The 15,942-nt window shown below is 67.3% G+C and carries 15 protein-coding genes; 11 read left to right on the forward strand and 4 right to left on the reverse strand.

From position 1 onward, the window contains the following. Positions 1-114 precede the first annotated feature (114 nt). Both KY501_RS42595 and KY501_RS42605 read left to right on the forward strand, forming a co-directional pair. Entirely contained in the window at positions 115-717 is a 603-nt protein-coding gene (locus KY501_RS42595) for a DUF2381 family protein (RefSeq protein ID WP_224370122.1), read from the forward strand. A gap of 551 nt (positions 718-1,268) precedes the next feature. Continuing rightward, entirely contained in the window at positions 1,269-2,138 is an 870-nt protein-coding gene (locus KY501_RS42605; RefSeq protein ID WP_224369920.1) for an alpha/beta fold hydrolase, read from the forward strand. Positions 2,139-2,150: 12 nt separating this feature from the next. On the opposite strand, the gene KY501_RS42610 is transcribed toward KY501_RS42605, so the two are convergent. Then, positions 2,151-2,474: a hypothetical protein gene (locus KY501_RS42610; protein WP_224369922.1), complete on the reverse strand. Its 324-nt coding sequence runs from the start codon at positions 2,472-2,474 to the stop codon at positions 2,151-2,153. Positions 2,475-3,358: 884 nt separating this feature from the next. Here KY501_RS42610 and KY501_RS42615 point away from each other — a divergent pair. Beyond that, positions 3,359-3,775 carry a hypothetical protein gene (locus tag KY501_RS42615; protein WP_224369924.1) on the forward strand — a complete coding sequence of 139 codons (417 nt, stop codon included), beginning with the start codon at positions 3,359-3,361 and terminating at the stop codon, positions 3,773-3,775. A gap of 328 nt (positions 3,776-4,103) precedes the next feature. Next, positions 4,104-5,402 (forward strand): hypothetical protein, encoded by a 1,299-nt coding sequence (locus tag KY501_RS42620; protein WP_224369926.1) that lies wholly within the window; start codon positions 4,104-4,106, stop codon positions 5,400-5,402. 10 nt (positions 5,403-5,412) lie between these two features. On the opposite strand, the gene KY501_RS42625 is transcribed toward KY501_RS42620, so the two are convergent. Further along, a complete protein-coding gene (locus KY501_RS42625) occupies positions 5,413-6,057 on the reverse strand; it encodes a hypothetical protein (protein WP_224369928.1) in 645 nt (214 codons plus the stop codon). 61 nt (positions 6,058-6,118) lie between these two features. Here KY501_RS42625 and KY501_RS42630 point away from each other — a divergent pair, with 61 nt between their 5' ends. From KY501_RS42630 to KY501_RS42660, 7 genes are all read left to right on the forward strand, one after another. Further along, complete coding sequence (locus KY501_RS42630) at positions 6,119-6,601, forward strand: tetratricopeptide repeat protein (RefSeq protein WP_224369931.1); 483 nt, start codon at positions 6,119-6,121, stop codon at positions 6,599-6,601. 164 nt (positions 6,602-6,765) lie between these two features. Continuing rightward, positions 6,766-7,863 (forward strand): 6-phosphofructokinase, encoded by a 1,098-nt coding sequence (locus KY501_RS42635; protein WP_224369933.1) that lies wholly within the window; start codon positions 6,766-6,768, stop codon positions 7,861-7,863. Positions 7,864-7,885: 22 nt separating this feature from the next. Further along, positions 7,886-9,772, forward strand: coding sequence for a serine/threonine-protein kinase (locus KY501_RS42640; protein WP_224370124.1), 1,887 nt, complete (start codon positions 7,886-7,888; stop codon positions 9,770-9,772). Continuing rightward, positions 9,769-10,758, forward strand: coding sequence for a hypothetical protein (locus KY501_RS42645; protein WP_224369935.1), 990 nt, complete (start codon positions 9,769-9,771; stop codon positions 10,756-10,758). Before KY501_RS42640 ends, KY501_RS42645 begins: the two co-directional genes overlap by 4 nt. A 25-nt stretch (positions 10,759-10,783) precedes the next feature. After that, positions 10,784-12,670, forward strand: coding sequence for a sigma 54-interacting transcriptional regulator (locus KY501_RS42650; RefSeq protein ID WP_224369937.1), 1,887 nt, complete (start codon positions 10,784-10,786; stop codon positions 12,668-12,670). A 176-nt stretch (positions 12,671-12,846) separates the two neighbouring features. Continuing rightward, positions 12,847-13,338 (forward strand): hypothetical protein, encoded by a 492-nt coding sequence (locus KY501_RS42655; RefSeq protein ID WP_224369939.1) that lies wholly within the window; start codon positions 12,847-12,849, stop codon positions 13,336-13,338. Then, positions 13,335-14,942 (forward strand): carboxypeptidase-like regulatory domain-containing protein, encoded by a 1,608-nt coding sequence (locus KY501_RS42660; protein WP_224369941.1) that lies wholly within the window; start codon positions 13,335-13,337, stop codon positions 14,940-14,942. The genes KY501_RS42655 and KY501_RS42660 overlap by 4 nt, the downstream gene beginning before the upstream one ends. Positions 14,943-15,007: 65 nt before the next feature. Here the strand turns inward: KY501_RS42660 and KY501_RS42665 are convergent, their stop codons facing one another. Next, entirely contained in the window at positions 15,008-15,304 is a 297-nt protein-coding gene (locus tag KY501_RS42665; protein WP_224369943.1) for a putative quinol monooxygenase, read from the reverse strand. A 95-nt stretch (positions 15,305-15,399) separates the two neighbouring features. After that, a complete protein-coding gene (locus KY501_RS42670) occupies positions 15,400-15,912 on the reverse strand; it encodes an ester cyclase (protein ID WP_224369945.1) in 513 nt (170 codons plus the stop codon). Between the last annotated feature and the right edge of the window lie 30 nt (positions 15,913-15,942).

Raw genomic sequence — 15,942 nt, forward strand, 5'->3', positions numbered from 1 at the left:
GAAACTGCGCCTCCCCTGGCTGGACGATCGTCTCGTCCTCTACTCCCTCGAAGTTCCGCCCTCCCAGAGCGGGGAACCATCATCCGATCCCTCGGGGAGCACGGAGCGCGTTTGGTGCTAGCGGACGGAACGGAACTACCCTTCACTGTGACGGCGCGGGAGAATGGGCGGGTCGATCAGCAGGTCAACGTGTTTCCCGACCGCGAGTCCCAGGATGCAGTGCGCTCCCGCCTCGCTGATTCCCACTCAAGGGAGCGGATACTTCGGGAGGAAAACGAGCGTTACCACAAAGAGGAAATCTCGATTGACCATGCTCTTGCCGCGCTCATGGTGAGAGGCGCCGTCAAGATGACGCCGTTTATCCATCAACGTACCTGGAGGCTTCCTTGCGAGGGCACACTGATTGAAGTCAGTGATTACACCAGCCCGAACAAGACGGCACTCGTATTCCGGGTAACGAATCAGGACCGCGACAAGCTTTGGAAACTCATGGAAGCACGCCTGGTGACCGCATCCACGGGCGCAGAATGGCCATTTGCACTGCGCACAGATAACGCGGAGATTGCCCCCGGTTCCACGGGCACGATTGCGGTAGTAGCGGACTTGAGCGCTTTCGACTTCAAGAAGGGCGCCGAAAAACTCGTCCTCCAACTCTTCCGGGCTGACGGTCTGATGGTTGCTGCCGTCACGCTGGAAGAGATGCCCATGCGGAAGTAAATCCGCTGACCATGACCACCATCAAAGTACCCCGTCTCTGCTTTGTTCTCTTGCTCAGCGCCGCTGTAGGCTGCACGACTCCTGGTGGCGTCTCCCTCCGCCCCGATGGAAGCCCGGGACCTGAGGCGTGCTCAGCAGAGGCCCTCCAGGCGATGCGAATACTCGGCTTGCGCGTAAGCGACGGGGCAAGTGTGGAGCTGGACGTGAATCAGGCCGATGATAGCCCGATTACACTCTACGATGGACCCATTGAGAGCGATCTGAACACCTCCCTCGGTCCACTTCCTCCTGCCACACGGCTCTATGGGCGTGTATGGACCGGGGGGCCGCAGGTCGTCATCCGATACTACGAGGCCCACCCACCTGACCGGGACACGATTCCGATCTGCGCGATGGCCCGTCTCGCACGCGGCCAGATGAAGAAGCGACCGGAGTCCAAGCCGGGAACCGCGATCCTCGAATTCTCGACCGCGGGGGTCTTTGTCGTTGACTCGTTCCGATAAATCGCCCCCGGTGTACCTCTGCGCTATCTCAGCTGCCCGGAGGCCACCATGTTCACGCTGCGGACGATTCAAGCCAACGGACTGACGTTCGCCTACCACGAGCTCGGCGAAGGTCCGCTGGTGCTCTGCCTGCACGGGTTCCCCGACACGGCGGACACCTGGCTCCACGACATCGCGCCAGCCGTGGCGAAGGCCGGCTTCCGCGTGGTCGCGCCGTACATGCGCGGCTATGCCCCAACCTCCATTCCCAGCGACCAGCGCTTCGGGGTGCTCGAACTCGGGCAGGATGTGCTCGCCCTCATCCAGGCGCTCGGCTCCGAGAAGGCCGCGCTGATCGGACACGACTGGGGAGCCTCGGCGGTGTACTCGGCGATCGCGCAGGACCCGAAGCGCGTGAGTTGCGCGGTCACGCTGGACATCCCGCACTCTGGAGCCTTCCGTCCCAGCCTCCAAGTCCTCTGGGCGTTGCGCCACTTCGTCGTCTTCCAGTTTCGCGAGCGCGCGGTTCGCTGGATGACTCGCGACAACTTCCAGGCAGTCGATCAGCTCTACAGGCGCTGGTCCCCCACCTGGAACGTGCCGGCCGGGGAGCTTGCCGCGGTCAAGCGCAGCTTCGCGCAGCCCGGCACGGTGGAGGCGGCGCTGGGCTATTACTGGTGCTTCCGCGAGGATCAGCGCGGAGAGCAGGGGAAGAGGCTGCGCAAGCTGCTGCGTCAAAAGGTCGCCGTCCCCTCTCTGCTCTTCGCCGGATGCAGCGGCCCTGTCCCGACGGCCCTCTTCGAGCCCGCCCAGAACTACTACACGGGGCCGTTCGAGTTCGTGTACGTCCAGAAATCGGGCCACTTCATCCACCGCGAGGCTCCTCAGGAGGTTCTCGCAAAGACGCTGCCCCTGCTCGACGCGTACGGAAGGATGTGAAACCTCCTCCCATCAGCGCCTCCGGCGCCACGCCGCATAGGAGGCCACAAGCGCTCCCGCCAGTGCTCCCGCCAGTGCTCCCGCGGCCCGCCGTGACAGGCCTCCATGTGTCGGCGCCTCCATCCGAAACGTCTCCAGTGAGGCCTCGATCTGCGGCACCAGCGCCTCCCATCGCACCGCTGGCGCGCTCACCATCACCACCGCGTGCCGGCCCTCGGACGCCAGCCCCGTCACCAGCACCGTCCTCACCTGCCCCGCCTCCCTCAACGTCCCCAACACCTCCACCCGCGGCACCGGCCCGAGGATCCGCTCCACCCGCTCCGGTGCCAGCGTCATCCCCAACTCCTTCTCGAAGTGCCGCACCACCGGGTCTGGTTCTGATCCTGATCAAGCAGCGAGTGACACGCCCGAGAAGCGCCGCCTATTGCGCCGCCTCGCTCGCCTGAACAGTCCGAGGATCAAGGTACTGGCGCGGTTGGTCGCCTTACTTCTGCCGGGGCGCTGAACGCCAAGGGCTGCGGGGCCGCCATCATCGTGGGCGTCTACCGGGCCAGCATTCCGACGGAACCACCGCGTCAGCTCTCACGGCTTCGGCACCGAGCATCCGAGGTGAAGGATCTCTACCACCGCGCCGCTATCGTGATCGTGGCTCGTGAGGAAGCCGCCAAGGATGCTGTGGCTCGATTCACGCCGCATCCACTTCCGAGACGGGCTTGAAGGAAGGCACGAGGCACTACCCTCGATGCGGGTTGGAAGCGCCCAGGCCCTGCCTGGGAGGTCCTTTCTACTCGCCTGTGGGCGATGACAGGCTCGTCTCCATGCCACGCCCGCTTTCACTGACGCTCCTGCTCCTGCTCTCCTCCGCACTGGTGGGCGGCACCTGCTCTGAGCCCGCGCCTGTCCCACTTGAGGAGTTGCGAAAGGACGTTGCTCCTCCCTTCGCATACTCCCTGTACTGCAACGAAGCCGGCACCCTGGTGGGAGACCGCGCTGCCGTGCTCCTCGTCTACCGCGCTGCGCACCTCGAGCGCGTCTACGCAGACTCCGTGGCAGGTAACCCTCGCGCGCAGGCTCTCTTCGGCCAGTTGGAGAACACTGTACGTCTCACGGGCACGCAATTGGCCACGAAGTCCCAGGGAATTGCCTGTCACTCCCTGCCAGCCTGCGTGGTGCAGTGGCACAAGTTAGAGGAATTCATGCCCTCACGCGGAGAGGGGGGCATGCGCCTGCGCCAAGTGATGGCAGACAGCTTCTCGCGTGCGGCAAAGCTCCAGCATGTGAGCAACACCGCAGTGGCAGCCATGCTCGATGTGCTACTGGTGGGCACTGTCCTCAAAACAGTTGGAGCAGGCGCAGCGGAGGCCGAGGCGGCAGCAACGGAAGCCAGGACAGCGGCGGCCGAAGCCACAGTCGCCCCGGTAGAAGCCGGAAGGCTGGTGGTGGCGGGCTTGGAAGCGCGTCTGCCCGCGGAGGAGCTCGCCGCGCTGGAGGTTCGCCTCGCTGAAGAGGAGGCCCTCGCGACGGCCGCACGCCACCCCCAACGCCTCGATGCGCTCGCGCGCCACCGCCCCTCTTCCACCCAGCCACCCTCAGGCGTGGAGGCCGATCACCCACGTTGGGTCAGCTACGTGGCCTAGGCCACTCTGGGCCCCGGGCTCCGGCCCTCTGTCCACACCTTCAGCAACAAGCAACGCAACTTCACGGCCATGAACGCTGATGAAGCCATCAAACACTACAGGGCGGACCTCCAGGAGGTTCACGCCAAGTACAGTGGCATCGTGGAGGTGCGCCGACCCGGCCATCCACTCTTCCAGCAGAGGGTAGAGATCTCCCAGGCTCATGTGGTCTATGACGGGACGCTCGTGCCGCTCCCCATCCGAAATGCGCTCTCCGGGTATGCACGCTCTCGCGGGACCGCCCTCCACTTCCATGACCCCTGATGCCTGGAACAAGCAGGATGATTTCATGCTCTTCGTCTCCTCTCCTGCCAGGCCTCTGGCGCAAGGCTTCGAGGGACTGGAGCCAGTGCTGGACATCATCGAGGCGCTCGACCCGGAGCTGCGCCCGGACAGCATGTATCTGACGAAGCGGCGTCTCCAGTACTCGCGCCAGACGCTCCGCAAGCGGCTTTCCGGGGCCTTCACGGTCGATGGCTACAGCATCAACCTCACCCGCAGTCGGCCACCCCTCGTCAGCTTGTGGTTCAACACCTGGGGAGGACAGCACCCCGGGTGTGGCATCGAGTTGAAGATCAGCCCCTTCTCTTTCGTCCGCGAGCCGGGACACGCCGAGAGACTCGCTGAGCACCTCCTCGCCTTCGTGCGGACCCTGGCCTCTCGTCTTCCCGTCTCGTTTGGCCTGGGCCACAGCTTCACGGATCTCTGTCTGGGCACCGATCCGCGCGGGCAGGGAACGAGCGTGGCCATGCCCATCCCAGAGGTCTTCTGGTTCAACGTGTACGGCCCGGCCATGGTGCAGGCGGTGGGCCGTGAGCGCCTGCTGTCCACCCCGGCTACCCTCATGGAGGAATTGCCCGGCGGCGCCGTCCTCTGGCTCACCCGGCCCACCCCCGCGGACTTCGACTCCGAGCAGGCCCGCCTCGCCCAGGCCCGCGCGCTCGTTCACCTCCGTCCGGAGCTTTCTCTGGATTCTGTCCTGACCACGCTGCGCCAACGATCCCTTGAGCTCTCTCCCCTGCCCATGGAGTTCGATCCGGACGTGGCTGATATTCTTCGCATGGAGGCCGACTTCCACGGTGTGACCGGCGGCAAGCGCAAGCTTGTCGAGCGCTTCAACCGCTATCACCCTCCTGCTGTTTCCGAGTGGATCCCGGCATCCCAGGCTCCAGTACCCGATGTGGACGATGTGCAGGCCGCCATCACCACCTACGAGAACCTCTACTCCGAGCAGCTCATCGCCCTGTTCCACTCAGACGTGCCTCAACTCATGCAGGGGAGCGTGGAGGCGCTGCCGCACCTCGACTGGTACCTGTGGCATGCCGGCTGGGGCAGGCGGCTATCCCACGAGCAGCGCGAAACGCTGGTCCCTGCTCTGGGCGCCTTCCTCGGCCGCTTTCTTGTGGAAGTCCTCGGGGGCCGATGGCTGCCGCGCAAGAAGCTGGAAGAGACCGCCGTCCTCCTGGGCGACAGGGCCTGGCTGCCCTTCCTGCGCGCCCGCCACGCGCTCCAGAACCAGGAGTCCCCTCTGGACTTCTCCTGCTCCCAGTTCTTCCGCACCGCCTCCAGAATAGGAGTGTCCCCATGATGCTCTGCCATCAGCGTCTCCGGCGCCACGCCGCATAGGAGGCCACCAGCGCTCCGGCCAGGGCTCCCGCCAACGCGCCCGCCGCCCGCCGTGACAGGCCTCCGTGAGTCGGCGCCTCCATCCGGAACGTCTCCAGCGAGGCCTCGATCTGCGGCACCAGCGCCTCCCACCGCACCGCTGGCGCGCTCACCATCACCACCGCGTGCCGACCCTCGGACGCCAATCCCGCGACCAGCACCGTCCTCACCTGCCCCGCCTCTCTCAACGTCCCCAACACCTCCACCCGCGGGACCGGCCCGAGGATCCGCTCCACCCGCTCCGGTGCCAGCGTCATCCCCAACTCCTTCTCGAAGTGCCGCACCACTGCCGCGCCGAAGTCGTCCCGCTCGGAAGGACTCGCCGAGAAAGTCCCCTCCACCACCGCGACCAGCAGGGTCGCCGCCTCCGCCCCCTCACCCTCAGACAGTGCAGCCGACAGGCTCCGCTGCGCCCCCGGGTCCAGCGCCACCGCTCCCGCCCGAGTCCCCGCGTAGGGCTCCAGACGCACCATCCGGAACCCCGCAGGCGGACGGAAGCTGTACCCGTCCTTGCGCAGCTCGGAGCCGAGCGCGCCCTGGACCAACATCAGGCTGAGTGTGAGCGAGGAGAGAAGCATGGGCCTGCCCGAGGATAACCCCGTGCGCCCCACCGGCCCCTCAGGTTAACCTGCCGCTCCAATGACCCTTGAAGCCCGGGCCGAAATGCAGGCTCGCGCCGAACGTGCACTGCGACGCGGAGAACTGGCCGAAGCCGTCGGCCTCTACGAGACCCTCGTCCAGCAGTTCCCCCACGACGAGGCCCTCGCCCAGAAACTCGCTCTCCTCCGCGAGTCCCTCCAGCCCATGGAGCTTCAGTCCCCCAAAGCCCGCCCCCCGGCTCGCGACGAGCCCCTCCACCAGGGTCCCTCCTCCCCCGTCCAGGAAGGCGAACGCCTGTTCGCCCTCGGCGACTATGCCGCCGCCGCCGCCGCCTACCGCCGCGCCCTGCAGGACCACCCCCACAACGAGCTCATCCAGGAGCGCCTCGTCGAACTCTACCGCCTGGCCACCAGCGCTCCCCGCTACTCCCCCACCGACAAGGCCCTCCCCAAGGAGCCCGAGGACCGCCTCCAGGCCTTGCTCGACCGCCTGGCCGCCCGGCGCCGACTCAAACGCGACTGACCTGTCCGGTCGCCCCGCTCCGTATCAAGAGGAGAAGTCAAGTCCCCCCAGCGACGCAGCGCGCGAATCGCGCGTTGCACCCCCAGGAGGTGGGTCCTACAATCCCGCCCGGACGCTGCTGTCATAGGCGCCACGCTGCTCCCTGACACCCGCGTCCGACTTTTATGCCCCAATTCCTGCGACTCGGAGTCCTCACCGGCGGCGGTGACTGCCCCGGCCTCAACGCCCTCATCCGAGGGCTGGTCAAGCGTGGCGTCCATGAGTTCGGGCATGAGTTCGTGGGCATCGAGAATGGCTACATGGGCCTCGTCGAGCCCGAGCTCACCCGCCCCCTCACCGAAGAGGACACCCGCGGCATCCTCCCCAAGGGCGGCACCATCCTCGGCACCTCCAACAAGGCCAACCCCTTCCAGTACCCAGTCCAGGAGAACGGCGCCTGGGTGGACCGCGATCTGTCCGACCTCGTCCTGCGTCGCGCCGCGGAGCTGAAGCTCGATGGGATCATCGCCATCGGCGGAGACGGCACGCTGACGATCGGCCACCAGCTCAGCCAGAAGGGGCTGCACGTGGTGGGCTGCCCGAAGACGATCGACAACGATCTGTCCGGCACGGACCAGACCTTCGGCTTCGACACCGCGCGCGCCATCTGCACCGAGGCCATCGACAGGCTGCACTCCACCGCCGAGTCCCATGACCGCGTCATGGTCGTGGAGATCATGGGCCGGCACGCCGGCTTCCTCACGCTGGACAGTGGCATCGCCGGGGGCGCGGACGTCATCCTCATCCCCGAGATCCCCTACAGCGTCGAGTCCATCGTCGAGAAGATCCGGCGCCGGGGCCGCCGCAAGCGCAGCTTCTCCATCATCGCCATCGCCGAGGGCGCCTACCCCGCCGGTGGCACCCTGGCCGTGCTCGACAAGGCCGGAGACATCCGCGGCCGAGGCGTGGTGCGCCTGGGCGGCGCGGGCAAGGTCTGCGCGGACCTGCTCGCCGGACACGTCGCGGCCGAGATCCGCGTCACCGTGCTCGGCCACCTGCAGCGCGGGGGATCGCCCACGGCGTCCGATCGCCTGCTGGCCACCATGTACGGTTGCAAGGTGCTCGACCTGGTGCGAGACGGACAGTGGGACTCCATGGTCGCGCTGCGCGACGGCCGGATCGTCACCGCGCCACTGAGCGAGTCCCGCAAGGAGCGCCGGGTCGATCCGGATGGCGAACCGGTACGCTTCGCCAAGAGCATGGGCATCAGTTTCGGGGATTGAGGATGGGGGAGCCTTGCACACGATGACGCTCATTGGCCGCCAGATCGGTCGTTACCGCATCCTCGAGCAGCTCGGCTCGGGGGGCATGAGCGTCGTGTACAAGGGGCTCGACACCGCGCTGGATCGCGAGGTGGCCGTCAAGGTGCTCCACCCGCACCTGGCCGGCAAGGACGAGTCCCGCCGCCGCCTCGCTCGCGAGGCCAAGGCCGTGGCCCGCCTCCACCACCCCAACATCCTCGAGGTCTTCGACTTCTCCGCGGCCGACTCGCAGAACGCGTACATCGTCACCGAGTACATCCGCGGCAGCACGCTGCGGCAGTACCTGGACGAGGGCGGCATCGATCCGCCCGAGATCGCCGCGATGATCATCCACGAGCTCGCCGCGGCGCTCGCCCACGCGCACGAGGAAGGTGTCATCCACCGCGACCTCAAGCCCGAGAACGTCATGGTCCGCGAGGACGGCGTGCTCAAGCTGATGGACTTTGGGATCGCCAAGCTCCTGGAGACCGAGGAGCGGATGACCCTCACCGGCGCGCTGGTGGGCTCGCCCGCCCACATGGCCCCCGAGATCATCGAGGGCCTGGAGGCCGGCCCCGAGGCCGACGTCTTCTCGCTGGGCATCATGCTCTACGCCTTCGTCACCGGCCGGCTGCCCTTCACCGCGCCGAACACGACGGCCACCCTCAAGCGCATCCTCGACGGCTCGTATGAGGATCCTCGCCGGCGCGTGGGCGCGCTCTCGGACGAGCTGGCGGAGATCATCACCCGGTGTCTTCAACGCGACCGGCACCTGCGCTACCCGAACGCGGGCGGCCTGCGCGACGCGCTCGCCGACTACCTCACCGGCCTGGGCTTTCCCCGCGTGAACGAGGAGCTGGCCTCCTTCTTCGCGGACTCGGTCACCTATAAGAAGATGGCGCGCCAGCGCATCGTCGCCACGCTGCTGGAGCGCAGCGAGCACTTCCTGGCCGAGAAGCGCACCCCGCGCGCCCTGGCCAGCCTCAACCAGGTGCTCGCCCTGGATGGGCAGAACGCCCGCGCCCTGGCGATGCTCGACGGGCTCAACCGCGCGAAGCGTCGCCGGCTGTGGTTGAAGCGCGGCGCCCAGGCGGGTGTGGCGCTCGTGGTCCTCGCGGTGCTCGGCACGGGCGGCTACTTCGTGCTCCACTCGCGCTCCACGGTGGCTCCTCCCGGCACGAGCACGCCGGAGGCGACGGGTACTGGCACCCAGCCCCCCTCGACGCCCGAGCCCTCGACACCACCCGAGTCGTCCACGAAGCCGCAGGCGGTGGATCCCGCGACGACCCCTTCCCTCCAGCCAGCCACGCCGCTGCCCATGTCTCCGGAGGAGACGCATGCAGCCTCCGGCGAGCACGCAACGGAGGAGCCCCCCACCGCGAAGAAGCCCCCCACACGTCCCGAGCCGTCCCGGCCCGAGACGTCGCGCCCGGCGAAGGTGCACGTATCGATCCTCGTGCGCCCCTACGGCGCCATCCAGGTCGACGATGGAGCCCCCAGCCCTCAGCCGCTGGCACAGCACGATCTCCAACTGCCCCCGGGGCGCCATATCGTCACCGTGAGGTGCGAGTGGTGTGAGGATGCGGTGGAGCCCATCGAAGTGGTCGAGGACATGGAGAACGTCTTCCGGCTGCGTGCCCAGCTCAAGCCCTCGAAGCTCTCCTTCGACTACACGCCCGCCGACGCCCAGATCCGCGTGGGCAAGGAGCAGCGGACCGCTCGAGAGAGCGTGGAGCACCCGTTCGACATCACCTCTCCCCGTGGGCCCGCCAGCTTCCAGCACCGCGTGGAGTATGAGATCTCCTCGCCCGGCTATCGGACAGAGAAGCGCGTGGTGCTCGTCGAGCCCGGCAAACCCATCACCCTCCGAGGGAGTCTCGTCGCCGAATGAGCCGAGCCCTGTCGCTCCTGCTCTGCCTGCTGTCAGCGCTGCTGGCTCCGGTGGACGCGCGCGCGCAGGAGGCTGACACGGAGCTGGCCGGCATCCGAGCCGCCTTCGAGTATGGCAAGTATGCCGAGGTGCTCGAGCGCTCCGGGACGCGGATCGATCGCGGCAACCTGAGCGACGAGCAGCTGGTGGATCTGCACGAGCTGGCGGGCCTGGCCGCCTTCAACCTCCAGCGCATCGGCGACGCGGAGCGTCATTTCAGTGCTCTGCTCCGGCTGGACCCGGACCACAGCCTGGATCCCTTCGTCGTGCCGCCCCCCGCGGTGGCGTACTTCGACAAGCTCAAGCAGCGCATGGACTCGGAGCTCGACTTCCTGCGTCAGGAGCGCCGCCTGCGCCAGGAGCGCGTCCGCGTGGAGGCCGAACGCCGTGAGCGCGAGCGCCTGACCGCCGAGGAGCAGCGCCGCCGCACCGAGGCACTCGCCCGCCAGGTGACCGTCCGCACGGTGGAGAAGCGCAACTTCCTGGTGAACTTCGTCCCCTTCGGCGCGGGTCAGTTCCAGCAGGGCCGCACCAGCTTGGGCGTCGTCTTCGCCGCCTCCGAGGGAGCTCTCGCGGTGACGAGCGTCATCGCCTACTTCGCCTACGAGGCCCTCTTCGAGACGGACACCGTCGAGATCGACGACGTGCTCACCGAGACGGGCAAGGCCACGATCACCGTGCGCTACATCCCCACCAACCGCGCCACCCAGGCGGATGCCTGGCGGCTGCTCAAGATCGGCTCGGCTGCGGGCTTCTATACGGTGTATGCGCTGGGAGTGTCCGATGCCCTCTACCATCACGAGGACCAGGTGGTGACGACCACCATCGAGGAGCGCCCCGCGCCTCCCGCGCCTCCTGCTCCCAAGCGGGACAGCAGCCCCTCGGCCCACCTTCGCCTCTTCCCCACCTCCGGCGGGCTCGGCGCCGGCCTCACCCTCCACTTCTAGCTCCGCCCCCAGGAGCCTCGCACCTATGGCCAGCCTCAGCGTCCGCACTCCTGATGGAAAGGTCCGATCGGTCCCCCTGCTCAAGCGCATCACCAGCATCGGGCGCGGGACGGACAATGACGTGCAGCTCGACGATCCGGCCGTTCCAGACAGCGCGATCCACGTGCTCTTCGACGGCAGCCGCTACCAGGTGGGAAGCCTGGGGGCCACGTTCCAGATCAACGGCAAGAAGCGGGACTCTCACGTGCTGGCCTCGCAGGACATCATCCGCGTGGGCAGCTCCGAGCTGACGTTCTCCCGCGAGGACGCGTCCGCCGCGCGCCCCCCTCCGCTGTCCGCGCTCACCCCCACGCCGGACATGCCCACCTCGGACGAGTCCCACACCGCCGAGATCCCCGGCTTGCCCGGCCGCGAGTTGGTGATGCTGCGCCGGCTCACCACCTTCAGCGAGCGGCTGCTGGGCAGCTACGATCTGGAGAAGCTCCTCGAGAGCCTCATGGACGAAGTGATCGAGGTGACGCGCGCGGACAAGGGCTTCCTCATCCTCATGGAGAGCAACGAGCCCCGGGTGAAGGTGGCGCGCAACATCTCGCGGGAGAACATCGAGGACGCGGTGGAGAAGCTGTCGGACTCGATCATCTCCAAGGTCGTCAAGGACCAGAAGCCCCTCATCATCGCGGACGCCATCGACGCGCCGGAGTTCAAGGCCAGCGAGTCGGTGGTGAACCTCAAGGTCCACTCCGTCATGTGCGTGCCACTGACGCACAAGGGCGAGCTGTTCGGCCTCATCTACGTGGGCAATGACAGGCTGGTGAACCGCTTCGAACCCAAGAGCCTGGACATGCTCACCATCTTCGCCGCGCAGGCCTCGCTCATCCTGCACAACGCCCTGCTGGTGAACGAGCTGAAGCTGGACAACACCGAGCTGCGCAAGAAGCTGGAGGACCAGCGCTACGGAGACATCGTCGGCGCCTGCCAGGGCATGAGGGACGTGTACAAGCGCATCGACAAGATCGCGCTCACGGATATCTCGGTCCTCATCACCGGCGAGACGGGCACCGGCAAGGAGCTCATCGCCCGGGAGATCCACCGGCACTCGCCGCGCACCAAGGGCCCCTTCATCACCATCAACTGCGGCGCCATCCCCGAGAACCTCCTGGAGAGCGAGCTGTTCGGCCACGTGAAGGGCGCCTTCACCGGCGCGGTGGCCACCCGGCCCGGCAAGTTCCAGGCGGCCATCGGCGGCACGCTCTTCCTGGACGAGATCGGCGAGATGCCGCTCCAGCTCCAGGTGAAGCTCTTGCGCGCGCTCCAGGAGAAGGTCGTCTACAAGGTCGGCGACAACCGCGGCGAGGCCGTGGACATCCGCGTGGTGGCCGCCACCAACAAGATCCTCGAGGAGGAGGTGAAGAAGAACACCTTCCGCGAGGATCTCTACTACCGGCTCAACGTCGTCACCCTGAAGCTGCCCCCGCTGCGCGAGCGCGGCGAGGACGTCATCGTCCTGGGCAAGTTCTTCCTCCAGAAGTACTCCAAGGAGTTCGGCTCCAAGGTGAAGGGCTTCACCCCCGCGGCCACCGTGGCCATGAAGAAGTACTCGTGGCCGGGCAACATCCGCGAGCTGGAGAACCGTCTGAAGAAGGCCGTGGTGCTGGCCGACAAGCCGTTGCTCGGCTCGGACGATCTGGACCTCAAGCCCGAGAACCTGGAGCCCATCATGCCCCTGCTCCAGGCCAAGGAAGAGTTCCAGAAGCGCTACATCAACGAGGTGCTCGCCCGGAACAACGGCAACCGCACCAAGACGGCCAAGGATCTGGGTGTCGACCCGCGCACCATCTTCCGCCACCTGGAGAAGCTGGAGGCCGAGAAGACAGGCAAGCCCTTGCCTCCCGAGGAGGAAGAGCTGATGTAGCCTGCCCGCCGCGACGCGGCTGTCACGGTCCGCGGACCCGTGTGCACTCTCCCACTTGCTAACTCCCCATCCTCTCTATGGAACCCATTTCTCCTCCCCTGGCCAAGGGATTGCTTGCCCTTCTCCCCCGGTGGCTGGGGCTGGCCTGGGTGGCGTGGATGGCAGGTGGGTGCCTCGTGCCTCAAGACGACACGCTCCTGGAGAGCATCCCTCAACGCCGCAATCGCCCCCCTCGCATCGTGGAGACGCAGGTGCAGCCGCCCAACCCCATCATCCAGGACTTCGGCACCGGAGACTTGTGCGCGCTGGACTTCTCCGTCGTCGTCGAGGACCCGGATGTGGACGATCTCCTCACCGTCCGTTGGTACCTGGACTACGACGACCAGAACCCCATGGGCGCCTATCGCGAGATCCCGCTGGCCAACAACGGCGAGCCGCAGCGCGGAGACAGGGCCACGTTGAGCATCAACCTGCGCGCGGCCAACAGCCCGCTGAGCGATCCCGGAGTGCACCTGGTGGAAGCGGTGGTGAGCGACACGCGCCTGGTGGGCCGCGAGCCCGTGCCGGTGGGAACTATCGTGCTGGACGGGGGCACCGTCATCGTCAACCCGGGATACGTGGTGACGCATGCGTGGTTCGTGACCACGGTGCGCGGAGACTGCCTATGAGAAGCATGAGCCTGGCGCTGTTGGCGCTGGTCCTGGCGGGAGCCGGGTGCGCCTACCTGCCGGACGAGCCCAAGGCGAGCGAGCTCGTCTGCCGCAATGACTCCGAGTGCGCCGCGGGCCAGGTGTGCTTCCTGGATGGCTGCGGCGATCCAGGCCAGCACATCGTCGTGGAGGTGACGCCCAACCCGAAGGCGGGCCTGCACGCGCAGGACTTCGCGGTGGAGAACCTGCGTCCCCAGCAGAACCTGGAGCTCTACGGGCCGGCCCGGATCGAAGGTGAGGTGCGCCGCGAGACGCTGGTGTCCGTCCCCAGCACCACGGCCTACTCGAGCCCCATATCCCTGCGCGTCACCGGCGAGAGCCTGCTCATCCCCGGAGTGACGCGCCGCTACGAGAGCACGCTCGTGCCCAACAACGGCGAGTACGAGCTGCAGGTGGGCTCGGGCAGCTACACCATCACCCTGCTCGCCGCGGACACCGAGGTGCCGCCCGTGACGGAGACCCGCGTGGTGAACCCCGGCGGCGATGTGGCGCTCGATTTCCTCCTGCCCGCGTCCAGCTCCCTCACCCGCCTCAGCGGCCAGGTGGTGCGCCAGGGCAGCACGCTGGTGGACGCGGAGCTGGAGGTCCAGGCGCTGGACGACACGCTGCGCCCCCTGTCCCAGCGCGTCCCCGTATCCCGCGCCACGGGCAAGTTCCTGCTCGTGCTGCCTCCGTCCGCCGCGAAGCTCGAGCATGTGCTGGTGCAGGTGACGGCGCCGCGTGCCGAGCCGCTCGTGCCGCAGAAGACATTCACCGTGGACCCGCGCCCTGGCCTCACCCCGCCGCTGGAGATGGGTGACTACGGCGAGCCGGTGACGGTGAAGGGCCGCGTGGTGAACCTGCAGGGCCAGCCCGTGGCGAAGGCCTCCGTGTACCTCCAGGGCAAGGTGACCGGCGGCGGCCAGTTCCGCAGCGGCACCGTCAGCACCGGCACCGATGGGAGCTTCGAGCTGCTCTCCCTGCCGAGCGCCCCGGACTCGCCGCTGACGCTCTATGCCGTGCCGCCACCCGAAGCGGCCGCCGGCCTCATCCTCTTGACCACGAACATCTCCCGGAAGGGCACCGCGTTGAATGACGTCACGTGCCCGGACAAGATCTCCGTCCAGGGCACGCTGCTGCGTCCCGAGGGAGATTCCGCGGCCGGCGTGCGCGTGATCGCCGAGCCCGTAGGCGAGGTGCCCGGCTGGCCTCGGCCCGCCGTGGGCACGGAGGCGGCCTCCCCCACGGACGAGAACGGCAGCTACCACCTGCAACTGGATCCGGGCGAGTACCGCTTCGACTTCGTCCCGTCGGAGAACCTGCCGCGCGTGAGCCGCTTCGTCACGGTGCAGCCCTCGACGAGCCTGGAGCTGGCGCCCTTCACGCTCTCCAAGGGCCGCCGCATCAACGGGCTGGTGGCGCTCAGTGAGCCCAATGAGGACAGCCCCACGCCCGGGGTCCCCTACGCCTCCATCCGCTTCTTCCGCGTGGTGAACGTGGAGGGCAAACCCACTTCGGTGCTGCTGGCCCAGACGGTGTCCGACAGCACCGGCAACTACGCCGCCAGCCTTCCCACGCGCTGAGCCGGCGGCGGAGTGCCCGCGGGCGGCTTCATCCCTCGGAGGGTGAGCCGCTCGAACGGGTGGACTCAGGCGATCTTCTTGTACCGGATGACCTCCGGCGGAGCCGCGAGCACCGCGGGCAGCTGGCCGAAGAGCTTCTGGAGGTGCGGCAGCCCCAGGTGCGCGTTGAGATCCGCTTCGTTCTCCCACTCCTCCAGCAGGATGATCACCGACGGGTTCTGCCGGTCTTCCAACATGATGTACCGGAGGCAGCCCTTCTCGCGCCGGGTCGGCTCGGTGAGAGGCTCGAGCAGTCCCTTCAGCGCCGATTCCTTGCCAGTCTGTGCCTGTAGCTTCGCCACCACGTAGATGATGTCACTCATGCATGACCCTCCCCATCGAGTAGGGCCAGTCTACCAGGAGGGGCCTGAAAGCACTCGGATTCTCGGCCCCCTCCCCGACTCCGATCCCCCCTGCCTCAGCGCTGCGTGCGCCGGATCAGCTCATTGAGCGGCGCGGTGTGGCTGAGCATGTTGCGCGCGCTCTCGGCCCCCAGCACCGGCAGCTTCGGATCCGGCAGCAGCCCCGCCTGGCGCAGGATCGTCGCGCTGTCCCAGTAGAGGTTCTCGGCCGAGATCCGATCCCCCTCGGTGTAGACGATCACCACCATGGCGAACTCGATGCGCTTGCCGGTGGGCGGCACGCTGGGCAGCACCCAGTCCATCTGCACGGTGTGGGTGAACTTGATGACGAGCTCGTCCACCACCCGCCCCTGGCCCACGGTGCGCGAGACAGGCACCACCTCGATGTCCGGCGGCAGCTGGTTGAGGAAGTGCTTGGCGTAGAAGGTGTGAAGCTCCTCCGTCCCCCGCCCCCCGATCATCGTCGGCACGATCGTGACGCGCGGGTTGCTCGTCATCGTGGCCAGCGCCTCGGCGGGACTCTTGTGGGCGAACTCCGCCTCCAGGTGCTTGTCCCAGAGACCAGTCATCGCCTTATCCGTAGCCTCCACGGAGTTACT

This window comes from Hyalangium versicolor (assembly GCF_020103695.1).
GTDB classification, from domain to species: domain Bacteria; phylum Myxococcota; class Myxococcia; order Myxococcales; family Myxococcaceae; genus Hyalangium; species Hyalangium versicolor.